Annotated in this window: 21 protein-coding genes; 12 read left to right on the forward strand and 9 right to left on the reverse strand. The window is 31.2% G+C overall.

Annotation, left to right across the window (positions count from 1 at the left end; all coding sequences use genetic code 11):
- Positions 1 to 475 precede the first annotated feature (475 nt).
- From ACWOBP_RS01925 to lpdA, 4 genes are read left to right on the forward strand one after another with little or no spacing between them, the layout of a single operon-like run.
- A complete protein-coding gene (locus tag ACWOBP_RS01925) occupies positions 476 to 1,456 on the forward strand; it encodes a thiamine pyrophosphate-dependent dehydrogenase E1 component subunit alpha (RefSeq protein WP_455337227.1) in 981 nt (326 codons plus the stop codon).
- Positions 1,457 to 1,512: 56 nt separating this feature from the next.
- Positions 1,513 to 2,505 (forward strand): alpha-ketoacid dehydrogenase subunit beta, encoded by a 993-nt coding sequence (locus tag ACWOBP_RS01930; protein WP_455337228.1) that lies wholly within the window; start codon positions 1,513 to 1,515, stop codon positions 2,503 to 2,505.
- A gap of 31 nt (positions 2,506 to 2,536) precedes the next feature.
- Positions 2,537 to 3,925: a dihydrolipoamide acetyltransferase gene (locus ACWOBP_RS01935; protein WP_455337229.1), complete on the forward strand. Its 1,389-nt coding sequence runs from the start codon at positions 2,537 to 2,539 to the stop codon at positions 3,923 to 3,925.
- A gap of 57 nt (positions 3,926 to 3,982) precedes the next feature.
- Complete coding sequence (lpdA, locus tag ACWOBP_RS01940; protein WP_455337230.1) at positions 3,983 to 5,731, forward strand: dihydrolipoyl dehydrogenase; 1,749 nt, start codon at positions 3,983 to 3,985, stop codon at positions 5,729 to 5,731.
- A gap of 153 nt (positions 5,732 to 5,884) precedes the next feature.
- Here the strand turns inward: lpdA and budA are convergent, their stop codons facing one another.
- From budA to ACWOBP_RS01960, 4 genes are all read right to left on the reverse strand, one after another.
- On the reverse strand, positions 5,885 to 6,580 hold the full coding sequence (budA, locus tag ACWOBP_RS01945) for an acetolactate decarboxylase (protein ID WP_455337231.1): 696 nt from the start codon (positions 6,578 to 6,580) through the stop codon (positions 5,885 to 5,887).
- An 82-nt stretch (positions 6,581 to 6,662) separates the two neighbouring features.
- A complete protein-coding gene (gene alsS / locus ACWOBP_RS01950) occupies positions 6,663 to 8,339 on the reverse strand; it encodes an acetolactate synthase AlsS (RefSeq protein ID WP_455337232.1) in 1,677 nt (558 codons plus the stop codon).
- Positions 8,340 to 8,543: 204 nt separating this feature from the next.
- Positions 8,544 to 8,669 carry a hypothetical protein gene (locus ACWOBP_RS01955; RefSeq protein ID WP_455337233.1) on the reverse strand — a complete coding sequence of 42 codons (126 nt, stop codon included), beginning with the start codon at positions 8,667 to 8,669 and terminating at the stop codon, positions 8,544 to 8,546.
- A gap of 117 nt (positions 8,670 to 8,786) precedes the next feature.
- Positions 8,787 to 9,068 carry a hypothetical protein gene (locus ACWOBP_RS01960; protein ID WP_455337234.1) on the reverse strand — a complete coding sequence of 94 codons (282 nt, stop codon included), beginning with the start codon at positions 9,066 to 9,068 and terminating at the stop codon, positions 8,787 to 8,789.
- A 124-nt stretch (positions 9,069 to 9,192) separates the two neighbouring features.
- Here ACWOBP_RS01960 and psiE point away from each other — a divergent pair, with 124 nt between their 5' ends.
- Positions 9,193 to 9,594 carry a phosphate-starvation-inducible protein PsiE gene (gene psiE, locus ACWOBP_RS01965; protein ID WP_294682120.1) on the forward strand — a complete coding sequence of 134 codons (402 nt, stop codon included), beginning with the start codon at positions 9,193 to 9,195 and terminating at the stop codon, positions 9,592 to 9,594.
- 39 nt (positions 9,595 to 9,633) lie between these two features.
- On the opposite strand, the gene ACWOBP_RS01970 is transcribed toward psiE, so the two are convergent.
- Positions 9,634 to 10,380, reverse strand: coding sequence for a DNA/RNA non-specific endonuclease (locus ACWOBP_RS01970; protein ID WP_455337235.1), 747 nt, complete (start codon positions 10,378 to 10,380; stop codon positions 9,634 to 9,636).
- Between the two features lie 69 nt (positions 10,381 to 10,449).
- Positions 10,450 to 11,466 (reverse strand): tryptophan--tRNA ligase, encoded by a 1,017-nt coding sequence (gene trpS / locus ACWOBP_RS01975; RefSeq protein WP_448913551.1) that lies wholly within the window; start codon positions 11,464 to 11,466, stop codon positions 10,450 to 10,452.
- 176 nt (positions 11,467 to 11,642) lie between these two features.
- On the opposite strand from trpS, the gene ACWOBP_RS01980 reads away from it, so the two are divergent.
- The 3 genes from ACWOBP_RS01980 to srtB all read left to right on the forward strand — a co-directional run bounded on the left by ACWOBP_RS01980 (position 11,643) and on the right by srtB (position 13,860).
- Complete coding sequence (locus ACWOBP_RS01980) at positions 11,643 to 12,632, forward strand: lipoate--protein ligase (RefSeq protein WP_455337236.1); 990 nt, start codon at positions 11,643 to 11,645, stop codon at positions 12,630 to 12,632.
- Between the two features lie 24 nt (positions 12,633 to 12,656).
- Entirely contained in the window at positions 12,657 to 12,980 is a 324-nt protein-coding gene (locus ACWOBP_RS01985; protein WP_060913655.1) for a YbjQ family protein, read from the forward strand.
- A gap of 79 nt (positions 12,981 to 13,059) precedes the next feature.
- Complete coding sequence (srtB, locus tag ACWOBP_RS01990; RefSeq protein WP_455337237.1) at positions 13,060 to 13,860, forward strand: class B sortase, LPKTxAVK-specific; 801 nt, start codon at positions 13,060 to 13,062, stop codon at positions 13,858 to 13,860.
- A 55-nt stretch (positions 13,861 to 13,915) separates the two neighbouring features.
- Here the strand turns inward: srtB and ACWOBP_RS01995 are convergent, their stop codons facing one another.
- From ACWOBP_RS01995 to pcp, 3 genes are all read right to left on the reverse strand, one after another.
- Positions 13,916 to 15,295 (reverse strand): MATE family efflux transporter, encoded by a 1,380-nt coding sequence (locus ACWOBP_RS01995; RefSeq protein ID WP_455337238.1) that lies wholly within the window; start codon positions 15,293 to 15,295, stop codon positions 13,916 to 13,918.
- A gap of 12 nt (positions 15,296 to 15,307) precedes the next feature.
- Positions 15,308 to 15,712 carry a MarR family winged helix-turn-helix transcriptional regulator gene (locus ACWOBP_RS02000; protein ID WP_455337239.1) on the reverse strand — a complete coding sequence of 135 codons (405 nt, stop codon included), beginning with the start codon at positions 15,710 to 15,712 and terminating at the stop codon, positions 15,308 to 15,310.
- A gap of 172 nt (positions 15,713 to 15,884) precedes the next feature.
- Positions 15,885 to 16,532: a pyroglutamyl-peptidase I gene (pcp, locus tag ACWOBP_RS02005; protein ID WP_455337240.1), complete on the reverse strand. Its 648-nt coding sequence runs from the start codon at positions 16,530 to 16,532 to the stop codon at positions 15,885 to 15,887.
- A gap of 210 nt (positions 16,533 to 16,742) precedes the next feature.
- Between pcp and nrdG the strand changes: the two genes are divergently transcribed.
- The 4 genes from nrdG (at position 16,743) to ACWOBP_RS02025 (ending at position 22,870) form a co-directional block, all read left to right on the forward strand.
- On the forward strand, positions 16,743 to 17,390 hold the full coding sequence (nrdG, locus tag ACWOBP_RS02010; RefSeq protein WP_455337241.1) for an anaerobic ribonucleoside-triphosphate reductase activating protein: 648 nt from the start codon (positions 16,743 to 16,745) through the stop codon (positions 17,388 to 17,390).
- 126 nt (positions 17,391 to 17,516) lie between these two features.
- A complete protein-coding gene (locus ACWOBP_RS02015; RefSeq protein WP_455337242.1) occupies positions 17,517 to 19,667 on the forward strand; it encodes a YhgE/Pip family protein in 2,151 nt (716 codons plus the stop codon).
- Positions 19,668 to 19,841: 174 nt separating this feature from the next.
- Positions 19,842 to 20,843, forward strand: a complete 1,002-nt coding sequence (locus tag ACWOBP_RS02020; protein WP_455337243.1) for a glycosyltransferase — start codon at positions 19,842 to 19,844, stop codon at positions 20,841 to 20,843.
- Positions 20,844 to 20,845: 2 nt separating this feature from the next.
- Positions 20,846 to 22,870, forward strand: coding sequence for a glycosyltransferase family 39 protein (locus ACWOBP_RS02025; protein WP_455337244.1), 2,025 nt, complete (start codon positions 20,846 to 20,848; stop codon positions 22,868 to 22,870).
- Positions 22,871 to 23,394: the final 524 nt, after the last annotated feature.

Raw genomic sequence — 23,394 nt, forward strand, 5'->3', positions numbered from 1 at the left:
TAATAAATCATAGGTTTACATATAATTGAAAAAATAATTGAATAACTTCAATTTTTAAGAAAAGAAATAAAAATAATACAACGCTAAGAAAACGTTTAAAAAAAGAATTATCAGTAAGATGTTATAAATGTTAATAATGTGTATATATTATTATTATTGTTGAATTAAAATAATTTTAAACTAGATATATAAAATACTGTTCTTACACATTTTTTAAAGTAGTTTAATTTTTTAAAATAAAAGAAATATGGCTGTGTTGTTGTAAAAAGAAACAACACTAACAATCTGTACCAATACAGATTTCAAGAGTAATGATACAATAAAATAATAATATTGTTGAGATAAATATTATTATTTTATTGAGTCTACAAATTTGACTTTTTTTTAGAAACATTGTATATTAGTATAGTAATATATGATTAAAAAATAATTTATATACATTTAATAAATATATATACAAACTTTGGAGGTTATTATGGTAAAAACATCAAAAGATTTAACAAAACAAGAGCATTTAGAAATGTATGAACTAATGCACCTTATTAGAGATTTTGATATGGAGTTAAGTAAACTATACTCTCGTGGTTTAGTTCACGGTATGACTCACTATTCAGTAGGGGAGGAAGCAGCTAACGTTGGAGCTATTTATCCACTAAGAAAAGAAGATTTAATGTTTTCTAATCACCGTGGACATGGGCAAACAATTTCTAAAGGAATTGAAATCGACCGCATGATGGCTGAAATCCTTGGTAAAGAAACAGGTCAATGTAAAGGACGTGGAGGAAGTATGCACGTTTATGATCTTGAACAAGGAAATATGGGATGTAATGGTATCGTTGGTGGAGGTCACGGTTTAAGTACTGGTGCTGCTCTAGCTCAAAAAATGAAAAAAACAGGTAATATTGTAATTTGCTGTATGGGTGATGGAGCTACTAACGAAGGAAGTTTCCATGAATGTTTAAATATGGCATCTAACTGGGATTTACCACTTATTTTCTACGTAATCAATAATAAATATGGTATCTCAATGGCTCAAGAGAGATGTATGCGTGTAAAAGAAATTACTGAACGTGCAGCTTCATATAGAATCAAAGGAATTCATGTTGAAGATGGAAACGATGTATTAGCTGTATATGATGCAATGCAAGAAGCTATCGAACACACTAGAAGTGGGAAAGGTCCTGTTTTAGTTGAAGCAGTATCTTATAGATGGTTTGGACACTCTGCTTCAGATGCTGGTAAATACCGTAGTCGTGAAGAAGTAGCAGAATGGAAACTTAAAGATCCTAACGTAAAATATAAAAACTACTTATTAGAAAATGGAATTGCTACAGAAGAAGAATTAAAAGAAATCGAAGATAGATCAAAAGCAACTATTGATGATGCTGTAGAATTTGCAAAAGAATCACCATTTGCTGATGGTTCAATTGCGTTCCAAGATAACTACGCTGACTAATATTTTAAGTTGATGTAATTTAAATAATTTTTATATGAAATAGGAGATTAATAGTTATGACTAAAGAAACAAAAATTATGACAGTTCGTGAAGCCATAAAAGAAGCTATGACTCACGAAATGCGTGAAGATGAAAATGTATTTTTAATGGGTGAAGATGTTGGTATCTTCGGAGGAGATTTTGGTACAACAGTTGGTATGTTAGAAGAATTCGGTCCTGAACGTGTTATTGACACACCTATTAGTGAAGCTGCAATCTGTGGAGCCGCTGCCGGAGCTGCGTCAGTTGGTATGCGACCTATCGTAGATGTAACATTCATGGACTTTGTAACAATTGGTATGGATGCGATTGTTAACCAAGCTGCACCAATGCGTTACATGTTAGGTGGAGAAGTTCAAGTACCGGTTACGTATCGTTGTGCATCTGGTGCAGGTACAGGAGCAGCAGCTCAACACTGTAAAGCTCTAGAAGCATGGTTCTGTCACATTCCAGGTCTTAAAGTAGTAGCTCCAGGTACTGCTGGTGATGTTTACTCAATCTTAAGAGCTGCAATTAGAGATAATAACCCAGTTATCTACATTGAACCAAAAGCATTATTCGGACGTAAAGGTGAAGTTGAAGTAGGAAAAATTGGTGTTATTGGAAAAGGTGACATCAAAGTAGAAGGAACTGATGTAACATTAGTATCATGGGGAAGAATGTTAGAGCGTAGCTTAAAAGCTGCTGAAGAATTAAAAGAAGAAGGTATTTCAGTAGAGGTAGTAGACCCAATTACATTAGTACCATTAGATACAGACTTAATTGTTAAATCTGTACAAAAAACTGGTAAATTAGTAGTATGTCACGACTCATTCAAAACTGGTGGATTCGGTGGAGAAATCGTTGCACGTATCGCAGAAAGTGATGCATTTGATTTCTTAGATAGCCCAATTTACCGTGTAGCTGGTGCTGACACACACATTCCATCAGCCAAAAACTTAGAAAAATTAGTTGTACCTGATGTAGAAGACATCAAAGAAACAATTAAAAAAGCTGTAAATAAAAAATAAAAATTTAGTTAGCGAAGGATGTGAATAAAACATGGCAGTAGAGGTTATAATGCCAAAAGCCGGTAGTGAAATGGAAGAGGGCGAAATCGTACAATGGTTTAAAAATGAAGGTGACCATGTCGAAGCAGGAGAAGTCCTATTAGAAATCGTAACAGACAAAGTAAATATGGAAGTAGAAGCTGATACTAGTGGAACTTTATTAAAAGTACTAGCTCAAGCAGGAGATGTAGTACCAGTTGTTCAAACAATTGCATGGATTGGTGAGCCAGGAGAAGCAGTTCCTGGAGCAAGTTCAACAGGAGAGGTAGCTCCAGTAGAAACTGTTGTTGAGAAAAAAGTTGATCACACACCAGTTAAAGAAGTTGAAGTAATTGACTATTCAGGTATCCGTGCTACACCTGCAGCAAGAGCATATGCTCGTGAAAAAGGTCTTGACTTATCTAAAGTTAAAGGGACTGGTGCAAAAGGTCGTATCCACAAAGATGATGTAATAGATTACAAATTAAATTCTAAAGTTAAAATTTCACCACTTGCTGCACGTATTGCGCAAGTAGAAGGGATTAACACAGAAAGTATCGTGGGAACAGGACCTAACGGTAAGATTATGAAAGTAGATGTTCTTGCGGTTCTTAATGGTGCACCAAAAGCAGCTCCAGCTAAGAAAGAAGAAATTGCTCAGCCAGCTAAAAAAGCAGCTAAAGCACCAAATGAAAACCAATGGGGAGTTGTTGAAACAGTACCGATGTCACCAATGCGTAAAGTTATTTCTAAACGTATGAGTGAATCTTACTTCAGTGCACCAACATTTGTGGTTAACGTAGAAGTTGATATGACAGAACTTTTAGCATTACGTAAAAAAGTTGTTGATGCAATTATCGAAGAAACTGGTAAAAAAGCAACAGTTACAGACTTTATTTCATTAGCGGTAATCAAATCATTAATGAAACACCCATATGTAAATGCTTCTTTATCAAGTGATGAAAAAGAAATGTATTTACACCACTATGTAAACTTATCAATCGCTGTTGGTATGGATAGTGGATTAGTAGTACCAGTAATTAAAGGTGCCGATAAGATGAGTCTTAAAGAGCTTGTAGTAGCTTCTAAGGAAATTACAACTAAAGCTCTTGCTGGTAAATTAAAACCAGATGAAATGGCAGATTCAACATTTACAATCAGTAATTTAGGTATGTACGGAGTTAAGAGCTTTGTACCAATCATTAACCAACCAAATACAGCTATTTTAGGTGTAAGTGCAACTGTACCAAAACCAGTAGTGTTGAATGGAGAGGTTACTGTAAGACCTATTATGACATTGACATTAACAGCGGATCACCGTGTTGTTGACGGATTAGAAGGAGCTAAATTCATGAAGACACTGAAAGAAGCTATTGAAAATCCACTATCATTACTAATTTAATGATGATATAATATTGTTAGAAAATAAGAGAAAAGTGTATTAAGGAGTGATTATAACATGGCAGTAGAAGTTATTATGCCAAAAGCCGGAAGTGAAATGGAAGAAGGCGAAATCGTACAATGGTTTAAGCAGGAAGGTGAAGAAGTAAAAGAAGGTGAAGTCCTACTTGAAATCGTAACTGATAAAGTTAACATGGAAGTAGAAGCTGAAGCAAGTGGAACATTATTAAAAATTCTTCACCCAGCTGGATCAACTGTACCAGTTGTTCAAACAATTGCTTGGATTGGACAACCTGGTGAAGCAGTACCAGGAGCTGATGGTGCAACAGCAGCAGCTCAAGAAGTTGTTAAAGAAGTAGCAGCCGATGTAAAAGTACCTGAAACTAAAGCAGAAGAAGTATTACCAAAACGTGAACGTCGTGGAGAATATGATGTTGCTGTTATCGGTGGTGGACCTGCTGGATATGTAGCAGCTATTAAAGCAGCTCAATTAGGTGGAAAAGTAGCACTAGTAGAAAACCGTGAACTTGGTGGAACATGTCTAAACCGTGGATGTATTCCAACAAAAACATTCTTACATAATGCTGAAATTATTAACTACATCCGCTCAGCAAAAGATCGTGGTATCAAACTTGTAAATGATGCATTTACAGTTGACATGGAACAAACTGTAGCAGTTAAAAATAAAGTATCTAAAACACTATCAGGTGGAGTAGCTGGATTACTTAAATCTTACGGTGTTAAAGTATTTAATGGAGTAGGTCAATTAACAGCTGATAAAAAAGTTGTTGTTGATGAGAAAGAAACTATCGATGCTGATAACGTAATTTTAGCTGGTGGTTCTAAAGTAAGTAGAATTAATATTCCGGGAATGGATAGTGATAAAGTTCTTACAAGTGATGAGTTCTTAGATATTACAGAAGTACCATCTCGTTTAGCAGTAATCGGTGGAGGAGTAATCGGTTCTGAATTAGGACAAGCATTCGCTACATTTGGTTCTAAAGTAACTATTGTTGAGATGGCTGATCGTCTTATTGCTGGTATGGATAAAGATGCTTCTGTAGCATTAGAAAAACAATTCAGAAAACAAGGTATCAATGTTCTTACATCTACTAAACTATTAGAAATCGTTGACAAAGGTCATGAAGTAGTAGTTAAAGTTGAAGGAAAAGAAGATATCGTTGCAGATAAAGTTCTATTATCTATCGGACGTGTTCCAGATAACACATGTCTTGGAGAATTAGCTGATAAATTCGAAATGGAACGTGGACGTGTTAAAGTTGACGAATACATGGAAACTTCTATTAAAGGAATCTATGCTCCTGGAGATATTAACGGAGTTAAAATGTTAGCTCACGCAGCATTCAAGATGGGAGAAATCGCTGCTGAAAATGCAATGGGTCACCACAAAAAAGTTGATCTTAAAGCAACGCCAGCAGCAATCTACACTCATCCAGAAATCGCTATGGTTGGTTTAACTGAAGACCAAGCTCGTGAAAAATATGATGTTAAAGTTGGTAGATTCAACTTTGGAGCTAATGGACGTTCATTAGCATCTAACCACGGTGAAGGATTTGTTAAAGTAATCATGGATACTAAATACAGAGAAATCTTAGGTATCCATATCGTAGGACCAGTTGCCGCTGAAATTATCAATGAAGGTTCAACTCTACTACAAACTGAAATGACAATTGATGATGTTATGGATATTATCCACGGCCACCCAACATACTCAGAAGCTTTATACGAAGCAATGGCTGATTGTATCGATATGTGTATCCATGCACCTAAGAAAAAAACTAAATAAGTTTAATGAAAAAAAGCAACTAGATTTCTAGTTGCTTTTTTATAATATTTTTAATTAAATTTGAGGTATATAATTAATTCTATTTTTTTAATGGTAATCAATTTATATATAACAATACACCCAAGCAAGATATAATTTGCTTGGGTGTAAGTATTAACGAGAACTTTCAGCCTTATGAACTTCTTTGTGTAATGTTTGTAAATTTATACTTACAGCTTTATATTCTTCGCTTTGAGGTAATTCAAGTTTAAAATTAAGTGGTTTAGACACTTCTACAGTAGCATTCTTAATATCGAAATTAAATACATGTCCACCTTGAGTGCGATCATCACTGATGTAGTGAAGATGAAAACCTCCAACACCAACTCCTTGAGTATATTCAGGAGAAAAGAATCCAACTATTGTACCTTTACTATTTTCGTAATTAAATATACTTTGTGTTTTTAGTATTTCTAAAAGACTTGGGTAAGGTTTTTCATGTTTTTTAGGTGAACGAGTATCTATTTTATCAAATACACCAGTAATTTTTATTGCATAAAAATAATTTGGATTTAGATATTCACTGATATCCTTATTTAATGTTTCAAAACTTGTTCTAGTTATTTTTTTAAAGTTTGTAGAAAACTTAGTAATGTTTGAAAAAGGTGAGGTTGCCTCTTTAGGTTGTAGAGTAGAAAAACCATCACTATCAGTTTTATAGACTTTCCCATCAAGTATAATCATTTCACCATCAACACCTTCAAAAGTACCAATACCAAAATCACCATATTCTAGTAACCTTTCTATTGTAGTAGTTCCACTAAATGCTCCACCCATGAGTGCAGCCATTGTACTATATTGATATAACATAATAAAACTCCTTTTATATTATAAATTTATAATTTAGTGTTAATTCCAAAATTAGAATTTTTTAGAGATAATTTTAATAAAATTAGTTTAAATAGCTATCCTGAAGAGTTTCACCAAGTTTAATATTATCGCTATAATCAACAGGAACATCTATAACAACTGGACCTTCGATTTGGAAAGCTTCTCTTAAACATTTTGCAAATTCTTCTTTAGTTGTAGCACGCATTCCTACAGCGCCATAAGATTCCGCATGTTTTTTTATATCCACTTGTCCAAGGTGAACAGCAGAGTCACGACCGTACTTCATTTCTTGTTGGAAAGCCACCATATTATAAGATGAATCATTCCAAACAACGTGAACTATAGGTGATTTTAAACGAACAGCAGTTTCAAGTTCCATTGCTGAGAATAAAAAGCCACCGTCTCCAGATATTGATAAAGTTTTTTTATTAGGGTAAAGTAAACCAGACGCTATAGCCCACGGTAAAGCTACTCCTAAAGTTTGCATACCATTAGAGAAAAGTAAATGACGTGGTTCATATGAGCGGAAGTGTCGTGCTAACCATATTCCATGCGATCCAATATCACAAGTAACAATAGTATCATCAGAAACTGCATTTTGAGTTTGTTGAATAATCTCTAGTGGATGAAGGCGACCTTCAATTTTTGATTTAGGTGGTTCATCTCGTTTAACAATTTCTTCTTGAAGTTCTTTTAGATAAGATAGATTTTCTTCTGAAATTCGTACTTTTGGATTTCCTTCATAAATACATTTTAAAGTTGCTGAAATATCACCGATAAGCTCAATATCAGGTTGATAATCACGATCTATTACAGCAATAGTATCATCTATATGTACTAAAGTAGCATTTTTATTTGTGTTCCAATAAACAGGATCATATTCTATAGGATCATAACCAATAGAGATAATTAAGTCAGCTTTATTTAGTAATCTATCTCCAGGCTGATTTCTAAACAACCCTACGCGTCCATAAAAATGTTGAACCAATCCACGAGAAATGACACCTGCAGCTTGGAACATTTCAACTACTGGTATACCAGTTTTAGCCACTAATAAACGAATTGCTTCTGTAGCTTCTTTGGTAGAAGCATTCATACCCAGTAAAAGAACTGGAAGTTGAGCATTTTCAATTTTCTCCACTAAATCGCTTACATGTTTAGGGTCGGCTATACCTAAAACAGGTTCTTTAAGTTTTTTTATGGCTTTTACAGAGGTGTTCTCATTTATGACATCTGCGGGTAGAGATACAAACGTAGCACCTTTTTTAGGTTCTTTAGCTTTTCTAAAAGCATTAGTAATAGCTTCAGAAATACTATCTTGATGACCTACTTCAACAGCTGATTTAGTTACTGGACGAAGTAAGCTTACGTTGTCCATGCTTTGATGTGTTTGTTTTAATAAGTCAGAACGCTTAACTTGACCTCCTATAGCAACAACAGGATCCCCTTCAGAGTTTGCAGTAATAAGTCCAGTGGCAAGGTTACTAACACCTGGCCCAGAAGTAACTAAAGCAACTCCAGGTTTTCCAGTTAGACGTCCCACAGCTTGCGCCATAAAAGCGGCGTTTTGCTCATGACGAACTACAATAAGTTCAGGACCGCGATCTACTAGTGCATCAAAAACAGCATCGATTTTTGCACCGGGTATGGCAAAAACATGTTTAACACCTTCATTTATTAAAGTATCTACAACTAACTCTGCTCCGCGTCGAGAACTTTTATCTAAATTATCTCTCATTATTATTCCTCCTACACTATGAGAATCAAAAAATATATATTAATATTCTAACTCTATATTGTAATTTTTTCAATAAAAGAAATTATTATATTGTTTAATATAGAATATTTCTTATTATTATAGATACTAATTTTCTGTAAATTAAACTAAATTATCCAAGTAATGTCTTCATACTATTTGATATAGCTTTTTCTTTTTAAAGAATCATATTTTAAAATTTTCTCGTAATATTCCATATTTTATAGAATCGTAGTAGATACCTTTGTAGTATCTAACCTTAGGAATTCTCGCTTCACAAACTAGGTTAAGTTTTTCTGCAAGTTTTATCATTCTAGGATTCCCACTCCATGTTGTAAGACCAATATGCTGTATTTCAGGAAATTTTTTAAAACATAGTTCTATCCATTTGCTTAGAGCTGAGTATCCTATACCTTTTGCCCAAGTATTCTAATCATATATTACAATTCCAATTTCTAGCCAGCGAGTGGAAAAACATTCCCAATAGTAAGTGACAATTCCGATTGGTCTGTCGTTTAAAAATATTCCTAAGACACGCTCGCTCAAATAATATTCATGGTGATTTTTTAGTAAGAATGTATCTAAATCAATAAATTTAAATTCGTTAAAATATGGTGCATTATATTTACTCCATTCAGGTTCTTCTGATGAGTAAATCATATTGTATAAATCTGATAAATGTTTTTCTTCTATTTTCTTTAGTGTAATCATATACATCTCCTTTTTATAATTATATCATAATAAAGGGTTAAAACTCTTTCATAATTTTATTCAATAGAATATTGATATTCATTATGATATAATTATTCTTGTATTAATGGTAATGAGGTGAAAAATGGAGAAATTTAGTAAAATAATATCAGATATTTTCCTTTGGATAATGAACATTGGATTATTAATCATAGGAGTATTACTATCATTTGGATTAATAATGGAAGCTAAAGAAATATATCATGAAGGGGTAAAATTTTTAGCTGATCAAGGTAATTATCAACACTTTGTTGAAGGAATATTAGTATTCTTCCTATATTTTGAGTTCGTAGCTCTTATTGTGAAATATTTTAAAAACAATTATCATTTTCCGCTGCGATACTTTATTTATATTGGAATAACAGCAATTATTAGGTTAATTATAGTTCAACATGATGATCCCAAAAGTGTTCTTATTTGGGCTGGAGCAATTTTATTGTTAGTTATAAGTTTAGCGATTGCTGAGAAATTTATAAAAAAAGATTAAGAAAAGACTTCGAACTATTTTAGGTTCGAAGTCTTAATTTTATTTCACAGTATATTTACCAGTTTTATAGTCGATAGTAACACCTTTTTGGAAGTTTGGTAAGAATACATTGTATTTAACACTCTTACCATTATCTTCAACTGACATTGCTTCCATGATAACCCCTTGAGCAACGAGATCATCACCTTTAAAAACAGGAGTTACACGGTAACGTACATGTTTTTTAGTTTTCTTAACGTAATCTGCAACCTCATTTTCAAAAGGAATCATATTAAGATTCATAAATCTTGTTCCAGTCATAAGGTTTTTATCATTATCATTTTCTCCAGCTAGTTGGAAAGCAATTAAATGTGATCTATCATAAACATGAGTGCCTCTATTACTTTGCCATCCGCTTGGGCGAACATGGGCGATTTCTTCACGTTTATCAGTTGGCATTAAATCAGTACCTATAATACCGTTAGCTTGTCCAACACGTCCAAGTTTGTCTAAAGGACTATAGTTTTCAAATGATGTAGTAGATAAGTCTTCCTTAGCGAAGTAAGGATTGTTATTATTTAGTACTTTATACTTGTTATCGTCAGTTGCTTCACTTTCTTTAGGTGCTGTAAGAGAATTGAGTACATCATCAGGAATTTTTGATACGCTTGTGAATGTTGTGGCAGTATTTGATGTTTTATTTGATGATTTATTCGTGTAATAAGTGATAGCAAATGCTGCTAAAATTACTATTGCAATTGATATAATTGAAAATAAAGATAATTGTTGTTTTTTCCTTTTTGCCATAGGGCCTCCTTATTTTATTGTAATTTAAATGACTAAGAGGAAGAGTAGAGCTCTTCCCCTAAAAAATATTTATTTTTTAAAGTAATTGATTCCCATTGCATCTTTTACTTCGTCTAAAGTAGCAGCTGCTACTTTTTCTGCTTTTTCACTTCCTGCTTTTAACATTCTATATACTTCAGCTTTATCTTTTGCGAATTCTTCACGACGCTCTCTTATTGGGCGTAGGTAATCTTGCATAACATCATTTAAACGGCGTTTTAGTTTCATATCGCCAAGTCCACCGCGAGAGTAGTGTTCTTTAAGCTCTGCAACTTCATCAGTACGAGTATCGAAAATGTCTAAGTATTTAAATACAACATTTCCTTCAACTTGACCTGGATCTTCAATCTTGATGTGGTTTGGATCAGTGTACATTTTCATTATTTTAGCTTTAATGTTTTCTTCACTATCCCCTAAGTAAATACCATTGTTTAAACTTTTACTCATTTTTCCTTGTCCATCTATACCTACAAGACGAGCATGATTTTTTGGTGGTAATACAATTTCAGGTAATACTAGAACTTCTTTATTGTATGTTCTATTGAAGTCACGAACGATTTCACGAGTTTGTTCAAGCATTGGCTTTTGATCTTCACCAACAGGAACGTGTGTTGCTTTAAATGCAGTAATATCAGCAGCTTGGCTTACAGGATAAGTAAAGAATCCTGCAGGAATACTTTCACCAAATTTTTTGTCGTTAATTTCCTGTTTAACAGTAGGGTTACGGTGTAATCTAGAAACTGATACTAGATTCATGTAGTACATGTATAATTCAGCAAGTTGTGGAATTTGTGATTGAATAAAAATAGTAGTTTTTTTAGGATCGATTCCAACCGCAAGATAATCAAGTGCTACTTCTGTAATATTTTCAATAACTTTTCCTGGGTTATCAGCATTATCAGTAAGTGCTTGTTGATCGGCAATCATGATAAATACTTCAGTATCATCTTCATTTTGTAAAGCTATACGATTTTTCAAAGAACCAACATAGTGGCCTAAGTGAAGTTTACCGGTTGGTCTATCTCCAGTTAAAATAATTTTCGTCATAAAAGGGTAACTCCTTTAAAATAGTTTTAATAATTCCCTATAATTATACCATAATCTAACAGAAGTTTGTTTGAAATAACATAAAAAATATTAATTTAGATAAAATTTAGTGTTTTAGTTGGAAAATAATGATATAATAAAAGGTAAAGAAATAGTTAATTATTAAGGAGATTAATATGATATATATAGAATCAAAAAGTAATGATCCACGCTATAATACAGCATTAGAACTGTATGCTTTTAATGAACTTGCGGAAAAAGATGATGTGTTTATGTTATGGATAAACTCGCCATGTATCGTTGTTGGTAAAAACCAAAACACAACAGAAGAAGTAAACCAAAAATTCTGTGATGACAAAGGTATTAAAATTGTTCGTCGTGTAAGTGGTGGTGGTGCAGTTTACCACGATTTAAACAACTTGAACTATACTATTATCTCAAATGGTAGAAGTGGTGAAGAATTCGATTTCAAATCATTTTCACAACCTGTACTTGATGCATTAGATTCATTAGGGGTTAAAGCGGAATTTACAGGACGTAACGACTTAGAGATTGATGGTCAAAAATTCTGTGGTAATGCACAATATGTACGTAATGGTCGTATTATGCACCATGGTTGCTTAATGTTTGATGTTAATACATCAGTTTTAGCAGATGCTTTAAAAGTATCTAAAGATAAAATTGAATCAAAAGGAATTAAATCAGTACGCTCACGTGTAACAAACATTAAAGATCACCTTCCAAACCAAGATATGACAGTTCAAGACTTCGTTGCAGCTCTTAAAAAATATATGAGTGAAAAATATGAAATGACTGACTTTGTTGCGACTGAAGAAGATGAAGCTGCAATCTTAGCTATTCAAGAAGAAAAAAATAACTCATGGGATTGGGTATATGGTAAAAATCCTGACTTCAATATTAAACGTAATAGAAGACTTAAAACTGGTAAAATCGAAGCTAATATCATGGTAGAACAAGGTGTTATTACTAATATCAAATTCTACGGAGACTTCTTCGGAGTAATGGATGTAGAAGATATTGCTAAAAAATTAGTGGGTGTAAAATACCAAAAAGAAGATATTCAAAAAGTTTTAGAACAAATTGATATTAACTCTTACTTCTTAGGAGCAACATTAGAAGAAGTAGTAGATATTTTAGTAGACTAATAAACAATTTAGGAGTGAAGTAATATGATTATTGCAACAACAAATTATGTTCCAGGAATGGAAGTAGTAGAATATAAAGGATTAGCTACAGGTGAAGTAGTAGCTGGGATTAATGTTATCAAAGATATAGGAGCAGGAATTCGAAACCTTTTCGGTGGAAGAGTTCAAGGGTATGAAGATGAAATTATTCAAGCAAGAGCTCAAGTTTTAAAAGAATTAGAAGCTCGTGCAGCTGAGATGGGTGCTAATGCCATTATCGGAGTTAGAATTGACTTTGATCCTCTAGGAGGAGACGGTAATAATATGCTTTTAGTTACAGTTACAGGAACAGCTGTAGTAGTAAGATAGTTATAAATAGAAATATTTGTCAAGATAGTATATAATATAAAATAATTATATAAAATTTACTGATAGAAAGAAAAAATAAATGAAACAGATATTTAACATTAAAAAAACTTTTTCTGTTTTACTTTTAGTGATTGCTTTAGTAGTCTCTGCTGTATTCGTAGCAGGATGTAGTGATGATAAAGGAACAAGCTCTAGTTCATCATCAAAAGCAACTTATACAGTAAGTAAAGAAGAGAAAGATTATTTATCAAAACGTTTTTCAGAATTATTTAAAACAAATAATGAAACAGTCGCTTATATTTATGCTCCAGGAACAGAATTAGACGAACCAGTAGTTCAAACTAATGACAATGAAACATACTTAGATAAAACTTTTGAAGGTGGACATGTTCCTTACCTTGGTACTGTATTCATGGATATGGATAACAAAAAAGACTTTCATGACAGATTAACTTGGTTATTTGGTCATGCTCGTGGAAGTAAAGTTGGAGATCACCGTATGTTCAATGATGTTAACTACTATGACAAACAAGAATACCTGGATAAACACAAATTCGTAGTTATTGAAACTCCTGAGAGAAAATACTACTACGAAGCAGCGTTCTTGACAATTGTACCAGAGACAACTTCATTTTATCGTTTGGATTTTGAAAATGATGAAGATTTCTTAAGCCAATTAACAAATGTTAAGAAAGATGCGACAACTAAAAATGATAGTGTTCAACTTAAAGGAAATGACAAATACTTAGTATTATCTACTTGTCGTGAGGAAGACGAAACAATTCGTTCTAACCTGTATCTACGCCAAATTCCAGATAATGAAATGAACGATTTCTTAGCTAAACATAAAGATGAATTAAAATATGTAGCTACAAGATAATAAATATTGAAAAGCAATCTAATGATTAAGTTCACTAGATTGCTTTTCAGTTTATTTAAATAATATTTTGCTTAGGCATCATTCTAAATTCTCTTATTAAGAAGAATAATGAAATTGAGAATGCACAAAGGTCAGTCACTGGAGTAGCATAGATTATTCCCTCAATTCCAAAGAAATGTGAAAGAATAAATAACATTGGTATTAGTACTATAAGTTGCTTAGTTAAGGCAATAGTAACTCCAATTTTTGGTTTTCCTATTGCAGAGAAGAAAGTAGAACTTGAAATTTGAACACCATTTATAAATGTAAATAACAAGAAGAATCTCATATACCTAACTGCGAACTCAAAGTATAGTTCATTACCATTTCCGAATAGACTAACAATTTGTTTAGGAAAAATCTCGAAAATTAGGAAGAATGTAATTGAGATAATCATCGCATATTTCATAGTGTATCTCATTGTAGTACGAACTCTCTCGTATTTTTTAGCTCCGTAATTATACCCAAAAATTGGTTGAGCACCTTGAATTAATCCAATAATAATAGCTATAAATATTATATTAATTTTAGCTACAATTCCGGCGACGGCAATAGGAATATCATTCCCATATACAGAATTAGTACCGTGAATATTTAATAAATTGTTTGTTACTATTTGTGCTATCATATTAGATCCTTGGAAAACAAATGAAGGCATTCCGAACCCTGCAGCGACTTTTAACAATGGTATCTTAGGTATAAAGTCCTGTTTAGTGAATTTAACACTTTTGAATTTTGGAAAATATAAAACAAGAATCAATGCAGATAAGAATTGGCTTATAACTGTAGCCCAAGCTGATCCAGCAATACCCCAACCAAATCCAAAGATGAAGATTGGATTAAGAATAGTATTAAGTACTGCACCAAAAATAATCGCAAACATTGAATATTTAGGGCTATTATCCGAACGAACAATAGGGTTAGTACTAATGGAAATTAGTAAGAATGGAATCCCTAAAGATGTAATACCGGCAAAGGTCATTGCATACTCTAAAATTTCATCTGTAGATCCAAATGCATACATAAGAGGTTTTAAGAATATGTGAACTAAGATTGTGATAATAATACCTATAATAAATAATGAAGATACTGCAGTACCAACTACAGATTTCGCTTTTTCAGGATTGCCACGACCTAACTCAAGATTAAAGTTAGAGGCAGCACCGATTCCTATCATTAAACCTATAGCTAAGCAAATAGTTGTAAGAGGAAACGCGACATTTGTTGCAGCATTACCTAAGTAACCAACACCTTGACCGATGAAAATCTGATCGATTACACTATACATCGCATTAATAATATTAGCAGTAATAGCAGGCCAAGCAAATGATGTAAGTAATTTTTTTATAGGTTTTGTACCTAGCGGATTTTCTATATAATTTTGTGTCTTTTCCATATGATTCCCTCCTTAAGTTATTTTATTTAATATCATGAAGAAAGTAGAAATTTCTTCTTCAGTCAAGCTTTTAAGAACTTCTTTTTCAGCTGTGTTTAATAGATTAGAGTAACTTGATAAAACCTCTTTACCTATTTCAGTCAAATGTAATGTATAAGAACGTCTATCTTTTATTCCACGTTTTCTAATAACAAGATTTTGTTTTTCTAGTGCATCGATATTACGTCCAACAATATTTCTATCTTTTCTATGTATTTCAGCAAGTTGAGCTTGGGTAACCCCTTCATTTTCCGAAACGTAAATAAGAGTTATGAAATGCCCATGAGTAATGCCTATCTCGGCAAGAGGTTGTTTAGTGTAACTTCTCATGTTCTCTAATAGCGTAATAAGCTTATAACCTAACGCATCTTTTAGCATAATTTCACCACCTAAAATAATATAGATAATATATTATATACCTAGTATACTAGTTTGTCAACATAAAAAAGAAAACACTGAAAATAATATGTTTCATAGTTTTTTCTTCAGTGTTTTCTTACTGTTTATGAAAATTTGACTCTGTTTGTATTGAGTAGAAATTTAGTATTAATTAATGTTCTAAACCACCTATTATTTTTGTATCTTCCTTATCATAATAAGTCACAGCAGTTTTTATTATTAATTCTAAAGCAATGATAATATCTTCTTTTTTTATAAAAGGCATATTAGGTTTGTCTTTAACCTGCTCTTCAATATACGGGATATGAATAAATCCAGCTTTAATCTTTGGATATTTTTTTGTAGTTAGGTATAAAGATTCATACATAATATGATTGCAAACAAAAGTACCAGCAGTATTAGAAATAGCGGAAGGAATATTATTTTTATTTAATTCGTCAACAATTGCCTTTATTGGTAATGTAGAAAAATATGCATTTTCTCCATCTTTTCGTATGGCTTCATCAATAGGGTTATTTCCAATATTATCTGGGATTCTAGCATCATCAATATTAATAGCGATACGCTCTGGTGTAATCTTATTTCTTCCACCAGCTTGACCAATGCAAATCACGATGTTAGGAGAAAATGAGTCTATATTTTCTTCTAAAACACGTGAGCTGTCTTTGAAGACTGTAGGTAGGGTAATTTTTTTTATTTCTATATTATCTATTACATCTGGTAAGCTATTAACACATAAACTAGAAGGATTAATACTCTCGCCACCAAACTTATCAAAACCAGTTATTAATACTCTCATAAGGCACCTCGTAATTTTATAAAAAATATATTGTAATAATTAACTTAATAATATTCTAAGATAATTACAATATATCAATTAAATGAATTTTTAAATTATAATAATTATAAAACAGTTTAGATAATTTGAAAATAGTATTTCTATATTTTAGGAGATAAATTGTAATTTATTTTTAAAAATGATATTATAAAAATATAAGGGGTGAGGATTTTGTCTAGAGAAGAAAAATTAAGAATAATTATTAGTACGATAGATAATTCGGAGTATAGTGCTACTAAGAAAACTACTAACAATAAATGTATGATGAGAACATTTAAAGAAGCTAATGACACTTGGCTAGCAAAAGCTTATTCTAAGAAAAAATATGCTGATTATAAACCATTTCAATTCGTTGATGGAGAGGGAGTAAGATGTTCAATATATCTAAGTGGTTGTTTATTCGCTTGCAAAGAGTGTTTTAATGAAAGTATCCAAAACTTTAATGCAGGCCAATTATATACAAAAGAAATAGAAGATCAAATAATCCAGGATTTAAGTAATTCTTATGTACAAGGACTAACGATTTTGGGTGGAGAGCCGTTTCTTAATACTCAGGTAGCTAAATCTTTAGCGAAAAGAGTAAGAGATGAGTTCGGTTCAACAAAAGACATTTGGGTTTATAGTGGTTATACATATGAACAACTCCTAAATGGTAGTGAGGATAAAAAGGAATTGTTAAGCTTGTGTGATATCTTGGTAGATGGACCATTTATGATTTTTCTAAAAGACCTAAGCTTAAGATTTAGAGGAAGTAGTAATCAAAGAATTATAGATTTAAAAAATTCTAATAAAGATAATGTAGTGCTATATATGGAGTAAGTTTGAATATAATAAAATTACTTTAATTAGTAGTTAATTCATGATATAATAATTAGGTTGACAATTAGGGATATAAAATATCTCTAATTGTTTTTGTTAATTAATTTATAGAGAGGAGATTAAAAGTTGAAAAATATTATAGAGATTTTTCGAAAGGATATAAAAGAAGTATTTAGAAAAACTAATACGTGGATAATTATAGTAGGTTTAATATTTTTACCGTCAATGTATGCATGGCCGAATATACTATCTTCATGGGACCCGTATGGACATACCAACAATATAAAAGTTGCTGTAACATCGGAAGATGCTGGAGCTACTGTTGATGGAAAAGAGTTAAACCTAGGTAATAGTTTAGTTGAGGGATTAAAAAGTAATAAAAATCTAAATTGGCAGTTTGTATCTAATAAAGAAGAAGCTGAAAATGGAGTAAGAATAGGTGATTATTACGCAAGTATAGTTGTCCCAAAAAACTTCAGTCAGGATATGACATCTGTTAGTAGAACAGAACCTAAGAGAGCCACTATAGAGTATACGGTTAATGAAAAAATTAATGCGATTAGTCCAAAAATAACAAACAGTGGTGCTTCTGCAATAGCTAATAATATTAGTAAAAACTTTGTAGAAACAGCTAATGGTGTAATTTTTGAAAAACTGCATGAAGTGGGGATAAAATTTGAAGAAAATCTTCCATCAATTGAAAAAGCAAAAGAGGAAATCTTTAAATTAAATGATAACTTTTCTACATATGAAAGTACTTTAAGTGAATTAATTGGAAAAGTGGAATATGGATATAATATTTTAAATAATGTTCAAAATACACTTCCAGAAATAGATAGGGTAGCTACAAATAGTATTATGATCGCTGATAAGGCTGGAATTACTATTAATAATATTCAGGGATTCAATGAAAGATTATTACCGATTATTAATAATCATCTTAATGTTGTAGAGGAAGTATCTAAAGAAGCTAATATTATAGCAAAAGAGTTGCAACAAAAGCCAGACAAAACAGAAGAAATAAAGGCAAGACAGAAAGCTTTAGATAGTAGACTACAAGCTAGTACAGAAAGATTGCAACTAGTAAAGAATATTTTTGAGTATTTTAATAAATTATCAAATGAGAGATTATTTAATAATCAACTTGAAAGAGTAACAACTTTATTGAATGATATTATGACGATAAAAGAAGTAAATAATAATATCTACAATAAGATGGATCATTATGATGAGATAGTAGATACTGTAAAAGAGGAATTTGTAAATAGATCTGCTAGAATTAATGAAGTTTCTTCAAATATGAATTCAAAATTAAATGTAGAAGTTGCACCTTTAATCTCTCAAGTTCTTAGTAAGGCAGAGGTTAATATTGATAAGGTGAGTGGCATAATTGCTGGGGCACAAGGAGAATTACCTGCAGTTGAGAGAAAATTATCTGAAACTGAGGTGAAGATTAGTAATGCATATGGTAAACTATTATCATTACAAGCGCAAATGCCATCTGCAAAGAGCAAAATTCAAAAGTTAACGGATGAAATTAAAAAGGCTGACAGCGGTATAGATAAAAATCAACTGTTTAATTTATTAAAGGTTGATTATAAACAACAGGCAGAGTTTTTTGCAAATCCTGTTAAACTTCAAGAGAATAAGCTTTACCATATAGAAAACTACGGTTCAGCTATGACACCATTCTATACAGTTCTTTCTATCTGGGTTGGTTCATTATTAATGTCTTCGTTATTAACTACTAAGGTAGAAGATGAGGATAATAAATATAAACCATATCAAAAATATTTTGGTAGAGGGCTATTATTTGTAATTATATCATTATTCCAAACATTAATAATTACATTAGGGGATATGTATGTTCTTGGAACGCAGGCGACATCTCCATATAGATTTGTAATTTATGCATTATTAATATCGCTGCTATTTTCTTCGATTATTTATACAATAGTGTGTATTCTAGGAAATGTAGGGAAAGCAGTTTGTATAGTGCTGTTAGTATTACAATTAGGAAGTTCGGGGGGAACATTCCCAATTCAAATGACTTCAGAATTCTTCCAAGCGTTATATCCAAAAGTACCATTCACTTATTCTATAGGTCTACTACGTGAAGCGGTAGGTGGGGTATATATTCCAGCGGTAGAACGTGATATTAAGATATTATTTATTTATCTAATTGTCGTTCTTGTAGGAGGAGCAATTCTAGTTAGTCTAAAAGCACGTTCTGCTAAATTAAGTAGGGAAAGAGAACGTTCTAAGTTATTCTTATAAGATTTATATTTTTTAATGGATATATAATTTTTAATAAAGTGATTCAAAGGAATTGATTTAATGTAGTCAAGGCTTTTGGGTCACTTCTTTTGTTTGTTTTCTCATACTAAATGAAAAAACTTAGTATTTATGATATAATAAAATGATAAAACCTTAAAATATAGAGGATAAATTATGGTTAAAACATTAGATAGAACCAAAGACATCTTCTTAGATACGATGCTTTTGGGAAATGAAATATTAACGAAAAAAATAAAAACAACTAATAAAACAAAAATTACAGTAGTGATAGCGGCATATAGAAGTGTTGATAGACTAGAAAGTATTGTAAAAGATATATTTAATCAAAGTTTTCAAGAATTTGAAATAATAGTAGTTGACGACCTTTCAGGTTCTGAGATAGAAGAAGCGGTAGCTGCATTAGATAATAATAAGATTAACTATATAAAAAAACAGCTAGGTTCTAATTCCTCAGCAAAAAATTGTGCGTTAGACTGTTCTAAAGGAGAATATGTAGTTTTTGTAGAAGAAAACTCTAAATTAAAACAAAATTACCTAGAGATTTTATATAATGAGATTTCTAAAAATAATCTTGACATTGCAATGTTAACTAGAGATGGGTATCCTAGCATATTAGATGAAAAAATATCATCTGGGCAAGAGTATCTAGTTGAAGAAATAAAAAGATTGAAAAGTGATTTGAACTATAATATCACTGCTTGTATGTTTAAAAGGAAATTTCTAGATATCTATAATTTAAGATTTCAAGAAGATATGTTAGCATTAGAGAATTTATATTTCAAATTACGCGTCTTTGATGTTGCGGGTAAAGTAAGTCAGGTAGCAAAAGTTGGTTATAAAGATTTACAAGAAAGTAAATCTATAAGAAATAATGCGATGATTGAGGCTTCAACTAGGAGAATAATGATTGCATTTAATAAAATCGAAGAATTTAAACAAAATAAAAAATATGAGGATAGTTTAAATCTTCTTTGTGGATATTTACTTTTTGATGTATTAAGAATGCAGGAAAATATGTCCGAGGAAATAGAAATTTTAGAATTAATAAAATCAAGAAAAAATTATTTTGAAAGTGATACATTTGTTAACAAAACAATAATGGCAATGTCTCCGATAATGTTTGCTAATCATCTTAATAGAAAGGATAGGAGATAATTATGAGGCGAATATTACATAATGTGTTTTCATATGCGTTCATAGCCTTGTTTACAATAGCTTTAACCTGGGCATATGTTGCACCATTTGTGTATGAAAGAATATTAAATCCGTTGGCACTTCTGTTAGGTGTTCCAGTGGTTTTCATATTGTTTATTTATGCAGTAAAAAAAGTTTTAGCAACTGATGAAGTTGGATTAAAAAAATATAATAGAATTATAGTATTAGTATATTTAGTGTTTCAGGCAATTATTTTATCTATGGATACACTGAACTTTTCGGATGGTGCAGAAATAGAAAATGAAGCCCACTACATGTTAAACTATGGAAAATTCTCCGGTGAAAGATATTTTTTAGTTTATCCGAATAATATCACACCGACAATTATTCTATACTGGATATATCGTATAGCTGCATTCTTACATATATCAGAAGTGTGGACATTGCATATATTCTGTTTCTTAGTAACAACAGCGACAATATTTTTAACATATAAAACAGCCGGGAAATTACTTACAAAACAAAAGCAAACGATAATTTTAGGATTAATGATATTATATATTCCTTTCCAAATGTATAGTTTATTCTATTATTCTGATACATTAATGGTAATTATGGTTGCTTTAATAATATATGTTCTTATACCATCAGATGGAAGTTTTATCTTTAGAACAAAGCATATTGTAGCAGTAGCTATTCTAGTTGCATTTGCATGGAACTTAAGATCTAATATAATTATTATTTTACCAGCGTTAATAGTGTACTTACTATTTTTCAAATGGTATAAAAATTTAGTTTTATTATTAGTGACTTTTGGAATTGCATTTATATTTTTTGGAAAAGGATTCGATATGCTGTGGGCACATTATGGATTTTGGAAAGATGATGGTTATAAGTTTCCTATGTTGCATTGGGTAATGATGGGAATGAGTATCCAAGGTGGAAGCTATAACTGGCAAGATTTCCAATTTACATATCTTAGTCAAAATAAGATGACAGATGATCTAGGCTTATTCTTTAATAGATTAACTCATAGACCAATCTTCCTTAATTTACTTATGGTAGTTCTTAAAGTAAGAGGAAATTGGAGTGATGGTACTATTAACTATACGAATGGTACACGTGCATTAAGAGATGGTGATGGCTTCTTGTGGCAACTTTTCTATGGAAGTAATAATAGTTTCTTCATATACCTTTCGCAAATGATGTATGTTGTGATTATTTTTGGGATGGTATATTACATCTATAAACGTAGAAAAGAATACATTACTTCATGCTTCTTATTCCAAATTATTATCTTCGGGGTATTTATGTTCCATTTAATCTGGGAAGCTAAACCGAGATATGTTTATGCATGGATGCCGATAATTTTCATTCTAGGAGCAAAAGGTATAATACTATTTGCAGAAAGATATAAGACGACTATATTTGATAAATACAAGAAAAAACTTTATATTGCTTTCGGAGTAGTATTTGCTCTTCAAGTAGGAAGTGATAGTTTCTTAAGACCATCTTATTCGATGAACTTAGATTATGATTCACGTGTAATTAACGGTATTAGTATTTATGCAACGGATAATTATCTAAGAGATGGAATAGTTAGGGTAAATAAAGATACAGAAGTAGAACAAACATTTAAAGCTAATCGCAGCTTCAATTATGTTCGAGGATATATTTCTTCGTATGACGAGAAAAATAATTCGAAGTATAAAGTAGATATAATAGATAAGAAAGATAATAAAGTTGTAAGAGAACATGAATTTATTTATCATGAATTGTATTGGGAAGTACCATTACAAACATATACTCTTCGTTGGTATTTCGACGATCTTCCAGCAGGAGACTACAGTGTAAAATTCTCACAGGTAGAAAGTGATAATAATGGAAGTATAGTTATTTCTAGTGTACCAAATGAAATGATTGATATGTATGAAGCTGGTAAATTATATATTAACGGTGCTGATCAAAATAAAAAAGATCTTTCATTACAAATAGGACATAGATACCAAAAACTTTGGTGGTATTAATGAAATAGCGGAAAATAATATGTTTAATTAAGATAAGAGGCTCATCTTCGGATGAGTCTTTTCATATAATGATAAGTATTTTAAAATTATAGTAGCTAGTGTTAAGTTCAATATTATATATTATTATTTGTAATTTTATTTATTTATCAAGAATGAATTTATGGTATAAATATAATAATATTCTGACTTTGAACAGAGATGGTATTTGTTATAAATTCTTGACAAATAAATATTAAAAATCTAAAATAGAGTTTAAGGGATATAATCCATTTAAAAGAAAAATGGATATTGTTATAGATAAGAGGATTGTGTTTGATGAAAAAATATATAATTAATTATATATCTTTTATTTTGCAGAAGTTATTTTATTTAATAGGGAAATGAGTATGAAATAATCGTAATGTATTTTTATGAAAATTTTTAATAAGTATAGTTATATTTAGTAAAATTTGTTAGAATAATCTAGCTTATAATATAGTATATTAGATGAGAGTGATTCAAAAATCATAGTTTCAGAGAAATAG

The sequence above is a fragment of the Gemella parahaemolysans genome, assembly GCF_053758945.1.